This window comes from Nocardia sp. NPDC051990 (assembly GCF_040680755.1).
Taxonomy (GTDB): Bacteria; Actinomycetota; Actinomycetes; order Mycobacteriales; family Mycobacteriaceae; genus Nocardia.
In genome coordinates, this window is the sequence record NZ_JBFAXH010000001.1 from 786,203 (window position 1) to 805,886 (window position 19,684).

The window sequence follows — 19,684 nt, forward strand, 5'->3', positions numbered from 1 at the left end:
ACGGCCCCCGCTCCAAGAGGAGCGGGGGCCGAATGCTGTTACCGGGTCAGCGGTAGTCGCTGAAACCGTAATCGTCGAGCGGGACCGCGGCACCGGTGGTGGCACCGAAGCTTTCCGGGCTGTAGTAGGTGTCGTCGTAGGACGGCACCGCGTACGCCGCGGCACGAGCCTCTTCGGTCGGCTGGACCTGGATATTGCGGTAGCGGTTGATGCCGGTACCGGCCGGGATCAGCTTGCCGATGATCACGTTTTCCTTGAGGCCGATGAGCTTGTCCGAGCGGCAGTTGATGGCCGCGTCGGTCAGGACTCGGGTGGTCTCCTGGAAGGATGCCGCCGACAGCCACGAATCGGTCGCCAGCGACGCCTTCGTGATACCCATCAGCACCGGGCGACCCGCCGCGGGCTCGCCGCCCTCGGCGACGACGCGACGGTTGGAGGCCTCGAACTCGGCGCGCTCGGTGAGCGAGCCGGGCAGGAACTCCGTGGCACCGGAATCGATGATCGTCACGCGACGCAGCATCTGGCGCACGATGACCTCGATGTGCTTGTCGTGGATCGACACACCCTGCGAGCGGTAGACCTCCTGGACCTCGTGGACCAGGTGGATCTGCACCTGACGGGGGCCCATCACGCGTAGCACCTCATGCGGATCCGCCGCGCCTTCCAGCAACTGCTGGCCGACCTCGACGTGGTCACCGTCGGAGAGCAGACGCTCGGTGCCGTCGTCGTGCTTGAACACACGCAGCCGCTGGCGCTTCGAGAGCTTGTCGTAGACAACCTCTTCGCCACCGTCATCCGGGATGATGGTGATCTTGTAGAAGCGATCGTCGTCCTCGAGCCGCACCCGACCCGAGACCTCCGCGATCGGCGCCTTGCCCTTGGGCACACGAGCCTCGAAGAGCTCCTGCACACGCGGCAGACCGCCGGTGATGTCGTCACCCGCGACACCACCCTGGTGGAAGGTACGCATGGTCAGCTGGGTGCCGGGCTCACCGATGGACTGCGCGGCGACGATACCGACGGCCTCACCGATATCCACCAACTTGCCGGTCGCCATCGAGCGGCCGTAGCAGGTGGCGCAGACACCGGTGCCGGTGGTGCAGGTCAGCACGGAGCGGACCTTCACATCGGTGATGCCGGCGTCGAGCAGCGCCTCGATGGCCGGGTCACCGAGGTCGGCGCCCTTCTCCACGATGACATTGCCGTTCGCGTCGATCGCATCGGCCGCGAGCGTCCGCGCGTAGGCGGAGGTCTCCACATGCGCGTCCCGGATCAGCGAGCCGTCGAACTGCTTCTCCGCGATCGGCACCAGGATGCCGCGCTCGGTACCACAGTCGTGCTCGCGCACGATGACGTCCTGCGAGACGTCCACCAGACGACGGGTCAAGTAACCCGAGTCGGCGGTGCGAAGCGCGGTGTCGGCCAGACCCTTACGGGCACCGTGGGTGTTGATGAAGTACTCCAGCACCGTGAGGCCCTCACGGAAGGAGGACTTGATCGGCCGCGGGATGAACTCACCCTTCGGGTTGGTAACCAGGCCCTTCATACCGGCGAGGGTACGAGTCTGGGTGAAGTTACCGGTCGCGCCCGAGTCGACGATCGTGATGATCGGGTTGTCGGCCGGGTAGTGCGAACGGAGCGCCTTACCGACCTCTTCGGTCGCTTCCTGCCAGATCTTGACCAGAGCGTTGTTGCGCTCCTGGTGGTCGAGAGCACCACGCTGGTACTTCTTCTCGATCTGATCGGACTGCGCCTCGTAGCGCTCCATGATCTCGGTCTTCTCCGGCGGAACGAGCACGTCCGACATCGAGACCGTCACGCCGGAACGGGTGGCCCAGTAGAAGCCAGCGTCCTTCAGCTTGTCGACGGTCTGCGCGACCACGATCATCGGGTAACGCTCGGCCAGATCGTTGATGATCGTGGCCTGACGCTTCTTCGGCATCTGCTCGTTGATGAACGAATAGTCCGCCGGGAGCAACTCGTTGAACAGCACGCGACCGAGGGTGGTCTCGGCGATCCACGCATCGCCACGGCTCCAGCCGTCCGGGAACTGCTCCGCCTCGACGGCCTTCGGCGGGCGCTGGTCGGTGAGCCGCACCTTGATCAGCGAACGCACGGTCAGCTCACCACGGTCCACCGCCATCTGCGCCTCGGCGGGCGAGGAGTACGCGCCCTGTTCCGGCGCATCCTTGGTGGCCGGCTGGTACTCGCCCTTCGCGCCATCTTCGAGGCGGGTCAGGTAGTACAGACCGGTCACCATGTCCAGACGCGGCATGGCCAGTGGGCGACCCGAGGCGGGCGACAGGATGTTGTTCGAGGACAGCATCAGGATGCGGGCCTCGGCCTGCGCCTCCGCGGACAGCGGCAGGTGCACGGCCATCTGGTCACCGTCGAAGTCGGCGTTGAACGCCTCACAGACCAGCGGGTGCAGCTGAATGGCCTTACCTTCCACCAGCTGCGGCTCGAAGGCCTGGATGCCGAGGCGGTGCAGGGTGGGCGCACGGTTCAGCAGCACCGGATGTTCGGCGATGACCTCTTCGAGGACATCCCACACCTGGGGACGCTGCCGCTCGACCATCCGCTTCGCGGACTTGATGTTCTGCGCGTGGTTCAGGTCGACCAGACGCTTCATCACGAACGGCTTGAACAGCTCCAGCGCCATCAGCTTGGGCAGACCGCACTGATGCAGCTTCAGCTGCGGACCGACGACGATGACCGAACGGCCCGAGTAGTCGACGCGCTTACCGAGCAGGTTCTGCCGGAAACGACCCTGCTTACCCTTGAGCAGATCGCTCAGCGACTTCAGCGGACGGTTACCCGGTCCGGTGACCGGACGGCCGCGGCGGCCGTTGTCGAACAGCGCGTCCACGGACTCCTGCAGCATCCGCTTCTCGTTGTTGACGATGATCTCGGGCGCGCCGAGATCAATCAGCCGCTTGAGGCGGTTGTTGCGGTTGATCACGCGGCGGTACAGGTCGTTCAAGTCGGAGGTGGCGAAGCGGCCACCGTCGAGCTGAACCATCGGGCGCAGCTCCGGCGGGATCACCGGAACGGCGTCGAGCACCATGCCCATGGGCGAGTTGCCGTTGGCCTGGAAGGCCGCCACAACCTTGAGCCGCTTGAGCGCGCGCAGCTTCTTCTGGCCCTTACCGCTGCGGATGGTCTCGCGCAGCGCTTCGGCCTCGGCGTCGATGTCGAAGTTCTCCATCAGCTTCTGGATGGACTCCGCACCCATGGCGCCGGTGAAGTACTCGCCGTAGCGGTCGATCAGCTCGCGGTAGAGCACCTCATCGACGATGAGCTGCTTGACCGACAGTTTGGTGAAGGTGTTCCAGATCTCGTCGAGCCGGTCCAGCTCGCGCTGGGCGCGGTCGCGCAGCTGACGCATTTCGCGCTCGCCGCCGTCCTTGACCTTGCGGCGGACATCGGACTTCGCCCCTTCGGCCTCGAGCTCGACCAGATCGGCCTCCAGCTTCTGGGCGCGGGCCTCGAGATCGGCGTCGCGCTGATCGGCGACCGCCTTCTTCTCGACCTCCATCTCGGCTTCGAGCGTGGAGAGCTCGTTGTGACGCAACTCCTCGTCGACGCCGACGATGACGTAGGCGGCGAAGTAGATGATCTTTTCCAGATCCTTCGGCGCCAAGTCGAGCAGGTACCCGAGGCGCGAGGGCACGCCCTTGAAGTACCAGATGTGGGTAACCGGAGCGGCCAGCTCGATGTGGCCCATCCGCTCGCGGCGCACCTTGGCACGAGTCACCTCGACGCCACAGCGCTCACAGATGATGCCCTTGAAGCGGACGCGCTTGTACTTACCGCAGTAGCACTCCCAGTCCCGGGTGGGACCGAAGATCTTCTCGCAGAACAGGCCGTCCTTCTCCGGCTTGAGCGTGCGGTAGTTGATGGTCTCCGGCTTCTTCACCTCGCCGTAGGACCACTGGCGGATGTCTTCGGCGGTGGCCAGACCGATCCGGAGTTCATCGAAGAAGTTGACGTCTAGCACGTAACTTCCTTTCCCCTATTCGGGTCGAATTCGAGCAAAAAGTTCACTAGTTGGTCGAGCGCGGAGGCCGGATATCGTCGGCGTGCACAACATCCGGCCCTACCGCCTAGTTCGCCAGATCGTCGACGGTCGCGGCTTCGTTCCTGGACAGGTTGATGCCCAGGTTCGCGGCCGCGCGCTCCAGATCCTCATCATCGCCGTCGCGCATCTCGATCGCCGCACCGTCCGAAGACAGCACCTCGACGTTGAGGCACAGCGACTGGAGTTCCTTCAGGAGCACCTTGAACGACTCCGGAATGCCCGGCTCGGGAATGTTCTCGCCCTTGACGATCGCCTCGTACACCTTCACGCGACCGACCACGTCGTCGGACTTGATGGTGAGCAGTTCCTGCAGCGTGTAGGCGGCGCCGTAGGCCTGCATGGCCCAGCACTCCATCTCACCGAAGCGCTGACCACCGAACTGCGCCTTACCACCGAGCGGCTGCTGGGTGATCATCGAGTACGGACCGGTCGAACGGGCGTGGATCTTGTCGTCGACCAGGTGGTGCAGCTTCAGGATGTACATGTAACCGACCGCGACCGGGTACGGGAACGGCTCACCGGAACGGCCGTCGAACAGCGTCGCCTTGCCGTTGTCGTCGACCATGCGCTCACCGTCGCGGTTCGGCAGGGTCGAGGCGAGCAGGCCGGTCAGCTCCTCTTCGCGAGCGCCGTCGAACACCGGGGTGGCGATGTTGGAATCGGCCGGAGCCGCCAGCATCTCCTCCGGCAGTGCCCTGGCCCAGTCCGGACGGGAACCATCCGAGGCGCCGACATCCCAGCCCGCCTTGCCGATCCACCCGAGGTGGGTCTCCAAGATCTGGCCGATGTTCATACGACGCGGCACACCGTGGGTGTTCAGGATGATGTCCACCGGGGTGCCGTCGGGCATGAACGGCATGTCCTCGGTCGGGAGGATCTTGCCGATAACACCCTTGTTGCCGTGCCGACCGGCCAGCTTGTCGCCGTCCTGGATCTTGCGCTTCTGCGCCACGTACACCCGGACCAGCTCGTTGACACCCGGAGGCAGATCGTCGTCGTCCTCGCGCGAGAACACGCGGATGCCGATCACCTTGCCGGACTCACCGTGCGGCACCTTCAGCGAGGTGTCGCGCACCTCGCGCGCCTTCTCACCGAAGATCGCCCGCAGCAGCCGCTCCTCCGGGGTCAGCTCGGTCTCACCCTTCGGGGTGACCTTGCCGACCAGGATGTCGCCGTCGCGCACCTCGGCGCCGATGCGCACGATGCCACGCTCGTCCAGATCCGCCAGGACCTCGTCGGAGACGTTCGGGATATCCCGGGTGATCTCCTCGGCACCGAGCTTGGTGTCGCGGGCGTCGATTTCGTGCTCCTCGATATGGATCGAGGTGAGCACGTCCTCCTCCACGAGGCGCTGCGACAGGATGATCGCGTCCTCGTAGTTGTGGCCTTCCCACGGCATGATCGCCACGAGCAGGTTCTTACCGAGCGCCATCTCACCGTTCTCGGTGCACGGACCATCGGCGAGCACCTGACCGGACTCGACGCGCTGACCCTCGTCAACGATCGGGCGCTGGTTGGCGCAGGTGCCCTGGTTCGAGCGGGCGAACTTGCGCATTCGGTAGCTCTTGCGGGTACCGTCGTCGGCCATCACGGTGACGTAATCGGCCGAAACCTCTTCCACCACACCCGACTTCTCGTTCACCACGACATCACCGGCGTCGACCGCGGCGCGCAGCTCCATACCGGTACCCACGATCGGGGATTCGGAACGGATCAGCGGCACGGCCTGGCGCTGCATGTTCGCACCCATGAGGGCACGGTTGGCGTCATCGTGCTCGAGGAACGGAATCATCGCGGTCGCGACCGAAACCATCTGGCGCGGCGAAACATCCATGTAGTCGACCTCGTCGGCGGGGACGAGTTCGTTCTCATCATTGCCACGACGGCAGAGCACGCGCTCCTCGATGAAGCGGCCATCGGCGTCGACCGGCGAGTTGGCCTGCGCGCGAACGTGGCGGTCCTCTTCGTCAGCGGTGAGGTACTTCACCTCATCGGTGACCACGCCGTCGACCACCTTGCGGTAGGGCGTCTCGATGAAGCCGAACGGGTTGACCCGCGCGTACACCGACAGTGAACCGATCAGGCCGATGTTCGGGCCTTCCGGGGTCTCGATCGGGCACATGCGGCCGTAGTGCGAGGTGTGCACGTCGCGGACTTCCAGACCGGCGCGCTCACGGGACAGACCACCCGGGCCCAGCGCCGAGAGGCGACGCTTGTGGGTCAGACCCGACAGCGGGTTGTTCTGGTCCATGAACTGCGACAGCTGCGAGGTTCCGAAGAACTCCTTGATCGCGGCAACCACGGGACGGATGTTGATCAGGGTCTGCGGCGTGATGGCCTCGACGTCCTGGGTGGTCATCCGCTCGCGCACCACGCGCTCCATGCGCGACAGGCCGACCCGGATCTGGTTCTGGATCAGCTCGCCGACGGTACGCAGGCGACGGTTGCCGAAGTGGTCGATATCGTCGACCTCGACCGGCACCTCTTCGCCGCCCGGCGCGGTCATCGCCTTATCACCGGCGTGCAGACGCACCAGATACTCGATCGTGGTGACGATGTCTTCCTTGGTGAGCACCGATGCGGTGATCGGCTCGCCGAGGTGGATGCCGAGCTTCTTGTTGATCTTGTAGCGACCGACGCGCGCCAGGTCGTAGCGCTTCTCCTTGAAGAACAGGTTCTCCAGCAGGGTCTGCGCGGACTCCTTGGTCGGCGGCTCGCCTGGACGCAGCTTGCGGTAGATGTCCAGCAGCGCCTCGTCCTGACCGGCGGTGTTGTCCTTTTCGAGGGTCGACATCATGATCTCGGAGAAGCCGAAGCGCTCGACGATCTCCTCGGTGGTCCACCCCAGCGCCTTCAGCAGCACGGTGACCGGCTGCCGACGCTTGCGGTCGATACGCACACCGACGGTGTCGCGCTTGTCGACATCGAATTCCAGCCAAGCACCACGCGACGGAATGACCCGCACACTGTGCAGATCCTTCTCGGTGCCCTTGTCGACCGAGTGATCGAAGTACACACCCGGCGAACGCACCAGCTGGGAAACGACCACGCGCTCGGTGCCGTTGATGATGAACGTGCCCTTATCGGTCATCATCGGGAAATCACCCATGAAGACCGTCTGGCTCTTGATCTCACCGGTGTTGTTGTTGATGAACTCGGCGGTCACGAACAACGGCGCCGCGTAGGTCATGTCCTTGTCTTTGCACTCGTCGATAGAGGCCTTGACCTCCTCGAAACGAGGATCCGAGAAAGACAGGGACATCGATCCGGAGAAGTCCTCGATCGGCGAGAGCTCCTCGAGCACCTCCTCCAGACCGCCCGTTAGTCCGCCGTCGCCGCGAGCCGCGGCTTTTTCACGCCACGAAGGCGAGCCGATCAACCATGCAAATGAGTCGGTCTGTAGATCGAGAAGTCCGGGCACCTCCAAGGGCTCACGAATCTTCGCGAAAGACACCCGCAACGGGGCTCCGGGGATTCCGGCAACTGCCTTGGTCTGGGTGGAGACTGCCAAGATGCGTCCTTCCAGCACCTCACGCGGGTCGCGTGGTGGTCCGCGACCGTCGCTTGTCTGCTACGAATTCCGCTGGTCACAACCCGAACGAAACCCGAACAGGCAACAACAGAAGTAACACCGGAAGGTGGAACTTACGTGTGCAAATTGAGGTATGGACAGGAGGCAGCCAGCGCAACGTCCAACCGTACACCCATACGCAAGGCGGTGTCAAAGTACCACCCGAACCATCCGCCGCGTGGCGGCTCGCCGCGACCGTTATAACCGCGTGTCATGCCCGAATCGCTGGCTGCGTCGGGATAGTCACGGGGCTCATGAAGCCACTGTGACAGCTGCCGCTGTTGTGAATAGCGTGACGTGTCCGGCGAAACTCGTCAAGTGGCGAGACCGATGCGATGATCGTCCAGATCCCCTGCCCCGCTGGGCTTATGCCGCCGAAATCACTGATCGACGATGGCCGCGGCCAGCCACTTGCCGTCCACCTTCTGCATTTTCAGCACGATCGGGCCGGATGCGCTCTGCTGGGCGACTCCGTTCTTGTTCGCGCTGACCACGAAGTTCACCAGCAGCTCGGCCCTATCCTCGGTGAGCAACGTCACACCGATCGGGTCGGCGATGGCATCGGCGCTGGTCTGCGCCTGTTTCAGGGCGGTGAGATTGGTATCGGCGTACTTGTCGAAATCGGCCAGCATCTGCCCGGTGACGACCCCGTGCACCGCACCCTTGTAGCCGTCGAGCTTGTTCACGTCGTAGGCGTAGATGGTCTTCAAGGCGTGTGAGGCGGCCGCGGTCACCTCTTCGGTGGCCTTGCTGTTCACATAGGCCGCATTCGAATCGTCGATGCCAGGACGGAAGGCCGCGACCGTCGCGAATGCGCCAAGTAGCACAGCGACGACGAGCAGGGCCGCGGCCACGCTCCAACCCGTCGTTGGACGCAGCCGCTGCGACCACGGCCGCGACGGCTCGGCGGGATCTGGAGCCGGGCTGGCCGATTCCGCGGTACCGGCGACCCCGGCGACCTTTGCCCGGCGCTTCGTGGTCGCTTCGTCGCTCGCGCGGGTGCTGCGCCGCGTGGCGCCGGACCCGGTGTTCGCCGCAGTGCGGCCGACGGTGGGACGGTTGCGGGGAGTGACCCGATTGACTGGTCGACGAGATGCCATGACGGGTTCTCCTACGATCCGGGCTTGGGTGCGGCGCCCTCGGACGGCGTCGCACCGGGCTGTCCGGCAGTCGGCTGATTCAGCGGGATGGGCTGACTCAATGGACTCGCCTTCTCGGCCTTCCAGACCTCACCTTGCTTGACCAGATCGAGGGCCCAGGTCTGACGGTAGGAATACGGCGTGACATCCGGGACTGTCCTGGTGGTCTGCAGCACGATCAGCGCGGAAGCGTGGTCGCGCTCGGAGTTCAGCGCGGTCAGCGAGGAGCCGATGACCTTGGACTCCAGCCTGGTCTTGGCCTGCCTGGCCTGCTCGCGGAACTGATCCTGGGTCTTGGTGGCATCGTCGAGCAGCGATCCGGTCATCGATGACTGGATCAGCTCGAGCGAACCGTCGACATCATTGGGATCCAGCGACATCAGATTGATCGCGGCCTGCCTGGCATCGGCGAGCGCGGTATCGCGTGCCTCGGCGCGCGGACCGTCGGTGAAGAATGCCGCGCGCACCCAGCCGGTGCCGAACCAGACCGCGGCGATCAATGCGACGACCAGCGCGGTGGCCGCGACCATGGTGACCGCGGGTCGGCCACCTGCGGCATCCGCGGCCGCGACCGTCGGGCGCTCGCGATCCGATGCCGTCGCGTCATGCGCTGCGGCATCAGCTTCCATGGAATCTGAGCCGGTAGCAGCCGGCGTTTCCTTGGACATGTCGATGCTCACGACCGTACCTCGCTAACGCTCGGCACGGTCGTGCCCATCACGGGCGCTGTGCCCTTGGTTCGCTCGCTTCGCTCGCTCACGGCGTCACACCCTAACGTAAGTTACTGCTGAGTAGCCGCATAGGTCCTGCTCACCGCTTGGGCGTGACCCCCAGCAGGGTGGCCATCTGCACGGCGATCGGGTTCAGATTCAGTTTCTCGGGATCGGTCTTGGGGGTGGCATCCCAGGGCTGCGCAATGCTCGGGTCCGCCAGGTCGGCGCGCATTCCGCCGCGCACCGCGGTCGGATTGCCGAACGGCACAGTGCATTTCGCGTCCTTGTTGAACGGGAAGTCGTCGCGGGTGTCGTCGAAGTCCGGATTCTCCCGCTTCATCTGGGCCAGGATGGCCTGGGTGCCCTCGTAACCCTGGGTGCAGGCGGGCGGATTGTTCACCTCGAGCACCAGGCCGAAGTGGCTGGTGCCGTCGCCCGGCGCGGTGGACGACGCGCCGATGGACAGCTGCGGCACCATCTGCAGCAGCGGGCGCAGCGCGTAGAACTTCGGCGAGATGGACAGCAGCAGCTGACGCAAGTTGGTCAGATCCTCGGTGAGCGCACCGCCGCTCTCGTTCAGCAGCGCGGTGATCTGCTGACCGGCATCGGTGCCGGTGCCGATGAGGCGGCGGATATCCGGATCGCTGGAGCGCAGCTGGGCGGTGAGCTCGTCCAAGCCCTGGCTGAACTGCCGGATGTAGCCCGACTGCTCGGCCTGGGTACCCAGGGCGATCCGGCCGTCGCGGATCAGCTGAATCGTCTGTGGCAGTGTGTCGTTGAACGTCGCGGTGAACTTGTTCAGCGAATCGATGAAGACCTGGAGGTCGTCGCCCTTGCCGTCGAAGGCCTTGCCGAGTTCGGTGACGGTGGTCTCGAGCGCGGTGAGATCGACCGAGCGGGTGAAGGTATCCACGCTCTGGACCAGCTGCTCGACCGAAATCGGTGTCGTCGCCGAGGTGATGACCGAACCGTCGCGCAGATACGGGCCCTTGTCGGAATCGGGCTGCAGATCGACGTACTGCTCACCGATGGCCGAGCGGTTGGCAATCACCGCGCGGGCCGACTCCGGCACCTTCGGCGCACTCGAATCGAGAACGAGATTGATCGCTACACCTGTGTCGGTGAGTTCGAGATTGCCGACCCGGCCGACCGGGACACCCCGGTAGGTCACCTCGGCACCCTTGTAGATGCCGCCGGTCTGCTTGGCGTCGACCTTCACGTTGTACTCGCCGATGCCGAGCATGTGATCGAGCCGAACATATTTGGCACCGACGAAAACCACGCCGAGCACCGCGATCACGACGAATGCGACCAGCTGATAGCGCATCAGACGAGTCATCGCTGCCCACCTCCGATCTGGTCGAGAATCGCCCCGAGCGGATCGGTCGGCAGCTGCGGCAGGCCGGCCGGGAAGCGAGGCATATTGGGCGGCAGCGGCAGCAGCGAAACCGTCGGCCAACCCGGTCGCGGACCATTGCCGCCGTAATACGGATTGGTCGGATTCACCGGCACCTCAGGGCCGTAGGGCGGCGGGATGTACACCGGATCGCCCTTACCGACACCTAGATTGCTGAGCGTGACACCGATCTGCTGATCCACCGAGAGCCAGGTGTTCACCTGACCACCGAACGTGCCTTCCAGCGTCGAGTCCGGGAAGGGATAGGTCGGCACCAGCGGTAGCGCGGTGACAAGATCCGGTGCGGCCTTGCCGAGTTCCTGCAGCGTCGGACGCAGCGAGGTCAGATCCTTGATCAGGTCGTCCTTCGAGTGGTTCAGCACGTCGAATCCGGCCTGGCCCACCCGATCCAGCTGTTGCAGCAGCGCGATCAGCTGTGGCCGTTGCTCGTTCAGGATCTTGATGCCATGCGGCAGCTCATCGATGATCCGGCTGATCTGATCGGTCTGGGTGCTCACCCGATTGCTCAGCGTGGCGAGTCCGTCGATGGCCCTGGTGATGTCGTCGACCTGCTCGTTCAGTCCGTAGATCAGGATATTGGCCTGATCCAGCAGCGAGCGCACCCGCTCCTCGCGGCCGCCGAGGGTCTTGTTCAGCTCGGTGACGATCGGCTGCAGCTGTGCGACACCACCGCCGTTGAGCAGCAACGACAGCGCACCGAGCACCTGCTCGATCTCGGTCGCGTGCCGGGTGTGGTCAACCGGGATGACCGAACCATTACCGAGCTTGTTGCTGTCTGGTTCCTCGACGGGCTTGGACAGCTCGATGAACTTCTCGCCGAGCAGATTCGTCTGCCGTACCTCGGCTCGCGCATTGGCGGGCAGATCGACCGAGGAATTCACCAGCGCGCGCACGCTGGCGGTCCAGCCGTCCGGTGCCAGTGCGATCTTCTCGACGCGGCCGACCGCCACTCCCTCGACCTTGATCGCGGACTGCGGCACCAGATCGAGCACATCGTCGAAGCGGATATCAATCGTCATCGGATGGTCGCCGACATCGGCGCCGCCGGGCAGCGGCACCGCGTAGATGCCCTCGGACGAGCACGAGGTCACCAGGACCGCGCTCATGCCGACCACCAGCACAGCGCTGAAAGTGCGTGCCGTGGAACGGATTCGCATGTTCATCGCGGCCCGCCTCCCTGCGAGGGCGGAAGCTGATCGGACGGGGTGCCCGGGACCGTGCCCGGCACCGGGGCGCGCTGCTCGTTCTCATTGCTGAGGATGCCGAACGGCAGGATCAGCGTCGGCGTCTGCACACCGGCGGTGATCTGATCGGTGATCTCCTTGCAGTGCTCCAGGATCGGGCGCATCTGCTTGCCGAGTGCCTCGAACTTCGGATCGCCCGGCATCAACTTGCTCAGATCCAGCATCTTGCACACCACACCGAACGGATCCTGCAGATCGGTGAGATTCGCGCGCATATCGAGGGTGCCGGATTCGGCATTGTGGATATTGATCAGGTTGCTCAGCGCCAGCGGCAGCACCGGCAGCGCAGCAGCCAGATCGTCGCGCTGCTTGGCCAGCGTCGCGGTGAGCGTGGTCAGGCCCTGGGCATTCTGCTGGACCAGATCCCGGTTCTCGTCGATGAACCGGGCGACATCGCCAAGTGCCACCGACAGCAGATTCAGTGCCGCACCGAGATCCTGACGTTCCCCCGCGAGGAAGGTCGACAGATCCGCGAGCTGGGCATTGAATTGCCGCACCTGCTGGTCGTTCTGGGCCAACATGGTGACGAAGGTCTGCAGATTCTTGACGGTGTCGAAGATATCGCCGCGGGCATCACTCAGGAATCGCGCCGCGCGCGAGAGCTGAGTGATGCTGTTGGCCAACGCCTCTCCGTTGCCCGCCAGATTCGCCGCGGAGGTGCGCACCAATTCGTTCACCGCCCCCTCGGCGTTGGCGCCGTTTGGGCCCAATGCATCCGAGAGTTCGGTAATACTCTTGTACAGCTGGTCGACCTCGACCGGGGTGACCGTGCGATCGCGCGGAATGGTCGCCGTGCGGCCCATTTTCGGTCCACCGGTATAGGCCGGGGTCAGCTGGATGTAGCGGTCGGAGACGATCGACGGCGTGATCTGCGCGGCCTTGGCCTCGGCCGGCACATCGTAGCCACGGCCTACGCGCATCACCACCTTGACCTGATCGCCCTGCGGCTCAACGGAATCCACCTTGCCCACCGGCACACCGAGGATGCGCACATCCGAACCCTCGTAGATGCCGACAGAGCGGTCGAAATACGCGGTGATCTTGGTCGTGGTCATCCGGTCGAAGAGCCACCAGAGGGCACCGGCCAGGACCAGCGCCGCGATCACGCCGATCGCGATGCCCACCTTGGTGCCGCGACGCGAGGCCCGCAGCGCGGTGAGCGGCTCCTTACGGGGCCAGTTCACCCCCATGTCAGTTACCTCCCATGGTGCGCACCGGCGGCCGGTCGCCTGGAATCTCCGGCAGACCCGGCGGGACCAGGTTCACGATCACCGCGTCGAACCAGCGACCGGTGCCGAGCACATTGGCATAAAGGCCGTAGAACGGCGCCGCGAGTTCCAGCGTCTTGGAAATGTTCTGCTGGTTCTTGTTCAGCAGGTCGATGGCGGCCTCGAGGTTGGTCAATGCCGTGCCCATCTGCTTCTCGTTATCGGCGACCAGCGCGCTCAGTTCGGCCGACACCGTCTTGGCGCCGGTGAGCAGCTGTGCGATGGACTGCTGGCGAATATTCAACTCGGCCAACAACTGTCCGCCATTGGCCAGCAGGCGCTCGAACTGCTGATTGCGGTCCGCGAGCACGCCGGTGGTCTGCCTGGCCGCCGCGAAGAGCTTCTTCAGCTCCTCATCGCGTTTGCCAATGGTTTCCGAAAGCCGGGCGACACCGTCGATGGAGTTGCGGATCTCCGGCGGTGTGGTCTCGAACGCCTCCGAGAGCACCCGCATGCTGGTGGCCAGCTGCGCGGTGTCGATCTGATCGATGCTCTTGGCCGCATCGCTGAATGCGTCCACCACATCGTACGGAGATACCGTGCGCGACAACGGAATCACCTTGCTCGGATCGGCGGGCCCGGAACCCTTCGGATCCAGCGCAAGATACTTCTGACCGAGCACGGTCTTGATCTGGATGGAGGCAGTGGTCTCGTTGCCGATCCACGCGTCCTGGGTGCGGAAGTCGACGAGCACCTTATTGCCGTCGAGCCGAACATCCGATACCGCACCGACCTTCACACCTGCGATGCGAACCTCATTGCCCTTCTTGAGGCCGGCGGCCTCGGAGAACTGCGCGGTGTATTTGGTTGCCGCGCCGATGATCGGCAATCTGTCCAGGAAGAACGCGGAGATCGTCGCGAGCAGCGCCATGACGATGCCGAGCGCACCCATGAACGCGGGGCTGCGCTTGCCGAGCAGGATCCGGTCGTCCATCAGTGACCACCCTTCCCCTGGCAGCGCGGCGCGGCATTGGTGTAGAGCGGCTGGTTGACCGTCGGCAGCCCGGCCGGGAGGTTGAGCTGCGGCGCGTCCACCGCGCCCGGTCCGACCACGATGTCGATACCGCACAGATAGAACTGGAACCAGGAGCCGTAACTGCCGGCGCGGCCGAGCTTTTCCATCTTGATCGGCAGATTCGTCAGCGCGGTATTCACTTCGTCCTTGCGCTCGTCGATGGTGCCGGTCAGCTGGCTGAGCCCGGCGATCGAACCTTGCAGCGTCGGGCGGGTTGGTACGAGTAGATCCGCGGTGGCCGAGGCCAGATTGCCGAGTGAGGTGACCGAGCTGCCGATGGTATCGCGATCGGCGGCCAGTCCGCTGACCAACGCCTCGGTATTGACGATCAGCTGATCGAACTGCCCCTCGCGCTCATTGACCGCATCGAGTACGGCCGTCAGGTTGCGCACCAGATCACCGATGACGGCGTCCTTGTCGGCGATCTTGTTCGTCAGGTTCGCGGTGGTCGCGACCAGATCGTGGATAGTGCCCTGCTCACCCTGGAAGACCTGGATGATCTCGTAGGACAGCTTGTTCACATCATCGGCGGTCAGCGTCTGGAACAACGGACGGAAGCCGTTGAACAGTGTGGTCAGATTCAGTGCGGGCCTGGTGTGGTCGAGCCCGATGGTCGCGCCCTTGTTGAGTTTGCGGCCCTGCTCGCCCGTGCCCTGTTCGAGCGCGATATAGCGCTGGCCGACCAGGTTGCGGTACTTGATGGTCGCGGTCGTGGAGGCGGGCAGCCAGTTGCGGTCGGTCAGTTCGAATCCGACCTCGGCTTGGCGCTTGTCCACGATCGAGACACTGGTGACCTTGCCGACCCGGACACCGGCGATGCGCACCTCGTCACCGGGATTGAGCGAGGAGACATCGGTGAAGCGCGCCTTGAACGCGGTGCCGCCGCCGGTGTAGTTGGCGATCGACAGTGCCAGGATCGTCGTCGCCAACAGTGTGACGACGACGAAGATGATGAGCTTGGTCAGCGGCCCGCCAAGGCCGCGCATCTGCTGTTTCATCGCACGCTCACCTCGCTGCCACGGAATGCCGGCGCACCGATTCGGGTGACCCAGTTGGGCACCTGGTCAGGCGAAACACCGTTCGCCGCACCGTAGATCGCGCCGAGGGTCTGCTGTTCGGCCGGTGAACCAGCCGTGGTCGGCACATTCGCGGCCGGGTACATGCCGAACTGCGGCACCGGCAACTTGCCGCTGTCCTGGTCACCCGGGTTGCGGCTCGGTACCGCGTAGGAACCGTCATTATTGGGACCACCGGTGTACTGGCCGGGATCGGTGAAGACCGGGTACTCCGGCACGCACCAGGGCCCACGCGTGTCCAGCCAGCGCGGCTCGTCCTGGTTGGGCAGGTACTTGCCGCGGGTATTGGTCAACTCGATGCTGACTCGGGAGCCGGGACGCGAAGTGCCCAAGCCCATGATCTGGTCGATGCGCGGCTTCATCTTGGCGAAGTTGGCCAGTGCGCAGGCGTAGCTCGGCGAGTAGGTCGCCAGCTGCTCCAGCGCGGGCCGCGAATCGGCGGCCACATCGATGATGTTGTCGCGGTTGGCGATCAGGAAGTCCGCGGTGCTGGCGGCGGTCGGATTCAGCGTGGCCAGCAGGGTGTCGATCTGCGGGCGGCGCCCGACGATGGTCGCATTGGTCGTGCGCAGATTGTTGAATGCGTCGACCAGCTGCGGCAGCGCGTCGGAGTAGGTGGCGGCCACATCGGCGAAGCTCACCAGATCCTGCTTCAGATCCGGCATGACCCCATTGACCTCGCGGAAGATGTGATCCAACTTCTCCACCGACGCACCGAGCGCCACGCCCTGCCCCGAAAGCGCTTGGGACAGTGCGCCGAGCGTCGAGGCGAGATCCTGCGGCGGAATCGCCTGCAGCAGCGGCAGCACATCGTCGAGCAGCTTGCTGATCTCGATGGCATTGCCGCTGGTGTCCTGATGCAGGGTCACGCCTTCGGTCAGATGCTGCTTACTCGGCTCGTCCGGGATGACCAGATCCACATACCGCTCGCCGAACAGCGTCTTCGGCAGCAGCCGGGCCGTCGCATTGACCGGAATCTGCTGTGCCTTACCGGGATCGATCGCGAGGTCGAGGGTCACCTTGCCGCCCTCGGACCGGCTGGATCTGACCTCGCCGACATTGACGCCGCGCACCTTCACATCGGCATTGCGGGTCAACGCATTTCCTACGCTGTCGGTGATCAGTTGGACCCGAACGGTCTCGACGAACGCCTTGTTATAGATCGCGACCGTCGTGGCCAGGAATAGTGCGCACACCACGAAGAATGCGATACCGAGCAGCCGGACGCGCAATTTCTCCGTCGCGCGCCACATCTGCAGGCTTTTGCTCATGACGGCACCTCACTGCCGCTTCTCATTTCGATGATGTGGGCGGTCATCCGGCAACCCGCACCGTCGTGGTCGTGCCCCAGATGGCGAGGCTCAGGAAGAAGTCGAGCACATTCACGAGCACGATCGCCGCACGCACCGCGCGACCCACCGCGACGCCGACACCGGCCGGTCCGCCTGTGGCATGGAAGCCGTAATAGCAATGCACCATGATTATTACGAATGCGAAGACCAGCACTTTGACGAAGGAATAGAGGACGTCTTCTGGTGGCAGGAACAGACTGAAATAGTGGTCATAGGAACCACTGGATTGTCCGTTGAACCAAATGCTGATCATTCGCGACGCCAGGAACGTGCCGAGCAGGCCAACGATATAGAGCGGGATGACCGCGAGGAAGCCCGCGATCACCCGGGTGGTGACCAGGAACGGCACACCCGGAACCGCCATCACCTCGAGCGCGTCGATCTCCTCGGAAATCCGCATCGCGCCGAGCTGGGCGGTGAAACCACAACCGACCGTTGCCGACAGCGCGAGCGCGGCGACCAGCGGCGCGATCTCACGGGTATTGATGTACGCGGTGAGGAAACCGGTGAGCACCGAGCTGCCGAGCGCGTCCAATGCCTTGAAGCCCTGCAGGCCGACAACAACACCGACCGAGCCGGACATGAAAACGATGACACCGATGGTGCCGCCGATGACGGCCAGCGCACCACTGCCGAAGGTCACCTCGGCGAGCAGCCGCATGACCTCCTTGCGGTAATGCAAGGCGGTGCGCGGAATCCAAGCAATGGTCTTGGAGTAGAACGACATCTGATCGCCGGCGCGATCGATGACATTCACCGGCACGCGCGCGATCGCACGGGCCCGGCGGGCGGTTTTCGCCAGGGCCGGGGGGCGGTACGAGGTGGCCACGGGTCAGGCGCCCTTGGCGGGGACGACTTGCAAATACACCAGGGTCAGAATCAAGTTCACGAAGAACAGAACCATGAAGGTGATAACCACGGATTGGTTCACCGCGTCTCCGACTCCTTTCGGGCCGCCTTTGGGATGCAACCCCTTGTACGCGGCGATCACGCCTGCGAGCAGACCGAATACCAAGGCCTTGATTTCGCCGATCCACAGGTCCGGCAGTTGGGCCAGTGCGGAGAACGAAGCGAGGTAGGCGCCGGGCGTACCGCCCTGCAGCCCGACATTGAAGAAATAGCCACCCGCTATGCCGACCACCGACACCAGACCGTTGAGTAGCAGCGCGACCAGCATCATGCCGAGTACACGTGGTACCACGAGCTTCTGCACCGGATCGACGCCGAGCACTTCGAGTGCGTCGATCTCCTCACGGATCGTGCGCGAGCCGAGGTCGGCGGCGACTGCCGATCCGGCCGCGCCCGCGATGATCAATGCCGTGACAACGGGAGCGGCCTGCTGGACGGTGGCCAGCACGCTGGTTGCGCCGGTAAAGGATTCGGCACCTAGTTGTTTGATCAAGGAGCCGGTCTGCAGCGCGACAACCGCACCGAACGGGATGGCAACCAATGCGCTGGGCAAGATCGAGACACTCGCGATGAACCACGACTGCTCGATGAATTCGCGCAACTGGAAAGGCCGTTTGAACGTCTTGCGCATAACGTCGATGAGCAGCGCAAAGATATTGCCGGCCTGGCCAAACCCCGACTCTATTGGAGTCCGCAATCGCGCCAGGGTGGAATTCACGATCGCAGATGTTACCCGTTAGTTGCGTTATGGCGCACGGTTGTGTCGAATGCCCCGCCCTGGTATCCGCCCAGGTCGCCATTCTGATACGCCATTACCTGTGTGTCATCGTTCTCCGCAAGTGACTCACGAATCGCCACCTGGGCCGCGTGCGGCAGGGTGTGCATGATTTCGCGGACACGTTCCTTACGGCGAAGTACGGCCTGGCGCACCGGCATACCCGGCGTGGCCCGCATCTGCGGGATGATGCCCTCGACCTCCTCGGCGCCGCCGTGGTGGTGTCCGGCATCGACGAGGGCCTGCTCGCGCGCCATCTGCGCCTCGTCCTTCTCCTCCGACATACCGATCGGACCGATCATGCGACCGTTGAGGAACTGCTTGACCACCGGCTCCTCCGAGGTCAGCAGCACCTCACGTGGACCGAACATCACCAGCGACCGCCGGAACAGCATCCCGATGTTGTCGGGCACCGTCCGCGCCAGATTGATGTTGTGGGTCACGATCAGGATCGTCGCGTCGATCTGAGCGTTGATATCGATCAACAACTGCGACAGATAAGAGGTACGCACCGGATCCAGACCCGAGTCCGGCTCGTCGACCAAGATGATCTGTGGATCCAACACCAACGCGCGAGCCAGACCCGCACGCTTGCGCATACCACCGGAGATCTCACCGGGCAGCTTGCCCTCCGCACCGAGCAGACCGGTCAGCTCGAGCTTCTCCATCACGATCTTCTTGATGTCGGACTCGGACTTCTTCGTATGCTCACGCAACGGGAACGCCACATTATCGAACAGGTTCATCGACCCGAACAACGCACCGTCCTGGAATAGCACGCCGAAGAGCTTGCGAATTTCGTAGAGCTCCTTATTGGAGCAGGTCGTGATATCGGTCCCGTCGATGAAGATCGAACCACGCTCCGGACGCAGCAGACCGATCAGCGACTTCAGAAAGACGGACTTGCCGGTACCCGAGGGGCCGAGCAGCGCGCTGACCTCACCGGAGGGCAGCGTCAGCGTGACGTCCTGCCAAATACGCTGTGAACCAAAGGATTTGGTAACACCCTCGGTCCTGACCTCGACGCCCACGCCAACCTCCAGAAATTCTCAGCGAGCCACCCACCGGCGAAACGCGCTATTCGGTATCACGGTGTGTCGCATCACAGTGGGTGCGGTCACTGT

At 64.1% G+C, this 19,684-nt stretch carries 13 protein-coding genes; all 13 read right to left on the minus strand.

The window, feature by feature from the left end; all coding sequences use genetic code 11:
- Nucleotides 1-46: 46 nt before the first annotated feature.
- Nucleotides 47-4,000 carry a DNA-directed RNA polymerase subunit beta' gene (locus AB0L63_RS03420; RefSeq protein WP_364493791.1) on the minus strand — a complete coding sequence of 1,318 codons (3,954 nt, stop codon included), beginning with the start codon at nt 3,998-4,000 and terminating at the stop codon, nt 47-49.
- Nucleotides 4,001-4,106: 106 nt separating this feature from the next.
- Nucleotides 4,107-7,610: a DNA-directed RNA polymerase subunit beta gene (rpoB, locus tag AB0L63_RS03425; protein WP_364493794.1), complete on the minus strand. Its 3,504-nt coding sequence runs from the start codon at nt 7,608-7,610 to the stop codon at nt 4,107-4,109.
- Between the two features lie 422 nt (nt 7,611-8,032).
- Nucleotides 8,033-8,752 carry a hypothetical protein gene (locus AB0L63_RS03430; RefSeq protein WP_364493797.1) on the minus strand — a complete coding sequence of 240 codons (720 nt, stop codon included), beginning with the start codon at nt 8,750-8,752 and terminating at the stop codon, nt 8,033-8,035.
- A gap of 11 nt (nt 8,753-8,763) precedes the next feature.
- Complete coding sequence (locus tag AB0L63_RS03435; RefSeq protein WP_364493800.1) at nt 8,764-9,471, minus strand: hypothetical protein; 708 nt, start codon at nt 9,469-9,471, stop codon at nt 8,764-8,766.
- A gap of 130 nt (nt 9,472-9,601) precedes the next feature.
- Entirely contained in the window at nt 9,602-10,843 is a 1,242-nt protein-coding gene (locus AB0L63_RS03440) for an MCE family protein (protein ID WP_364493803.1), read from the minus strand.
- Nucleotides 10,840-12,027 (minus strand): MCE family protein, encoded by a 1,188-nt coding sequence (locus AB0L63_RS03445; RefSeq protein WP_364494028.1) that lies wholly within the window; start codon nt 12,025-12,027, stop codon nt 10,840-10,842. The genes AB0L63_RS03440 and AB0L63_RS03445 overlap by 4 nt, the downstream gene beginning before the upstream one ends.
- 53 nt (nt 12,028-12,080) lie before the next feature.
- Nucleotides 12,081-13,355: an MCE family protein gene (locus AB0L63_RS03450; protein WP_364493806.1), complete on the minus strand. Its 1,275-nt coding sequence runs from the start codon at nt 13,353-13,355 to the stop codon at nt 12,081-12,083.
- A 1-nt stretch (nt 13,356) separates the two neighbouring features.
- Nucleotides 13,357-14,367: an MCE family protein gene (locus tag AB0L63_RS03455; RefSeq protein ID WP_364493809.1), complete on the minus strand. Its 1,011-nt coding sequence runs from the start codon at nt 14,365-14,367 to the stop codon at nt 13,357-13,359.
- Nucleotides 14,367-15,434, minus strand: a complete 1,068-nt coding sequence (locus tag AB0L63_RS03460) for an MCE family protein (protein WP_364494031.1) — start codon at nt 15,432-15,434, stop codon at nt 14,367-14,369. The genes AB0L63_RS03455 and AB0L63_RS03460 overlap by 1 nt, the downstream gene beginning before the upstream one ends.
- An 8-nt stretch (nt 15,435-15,442) precedes the next feature.
- The gene (locus AB0L63_RS03465; RefSeq protein WP_364493812.1) at nt 15,443-16,795 is read right to left on the minus strand and encodes an MCE family protein; all 1,353 of its coding nucleotides are present in this window, start codon (nt 16,793-16,795) and stop codon (nt 15,443-15,445) included.
- A 43-nt stretch (nt 16,796-16,838) separates the two neighbouring features.
- Nucleotides 16,839-17,603: an ABC transporter permease gene (locus tag AB0L63_RS03470; RefSeq protein WP_364494034.1), complete on the minus strand. Its 765-nt coding sequence runs from the start codon at nt 17,601-17,603 to the stop codon at nt 16,839-16,841.
- 105 nt (nt 17,604-17,708) lie between these two features.
- Nucleotides 17,709-18,416: an ABC transporter permease gene (locus tag AB0L63_RS03475; protein WP_245567391.1), complete on the minus strand. Its 708-nt coding sequence runs from the start codon at nt 18,414-18,416 to the stop codon at nt 17,709-17,711.
- 98 nt (nt 18,417-18,514) lie between these two features.
- Entirely contained in the window at nt 18,515-19,591 is a 1,077-nt protein-coding gene (locus AB0L63_RS03480) for an ATP-binding cassette domain-containing protein (RefSeq protein WP_364493815.1), read from the minus strand.
- Between the last annotated feature and the right edge of the window lie 93 nt (nt 19,592-19,684).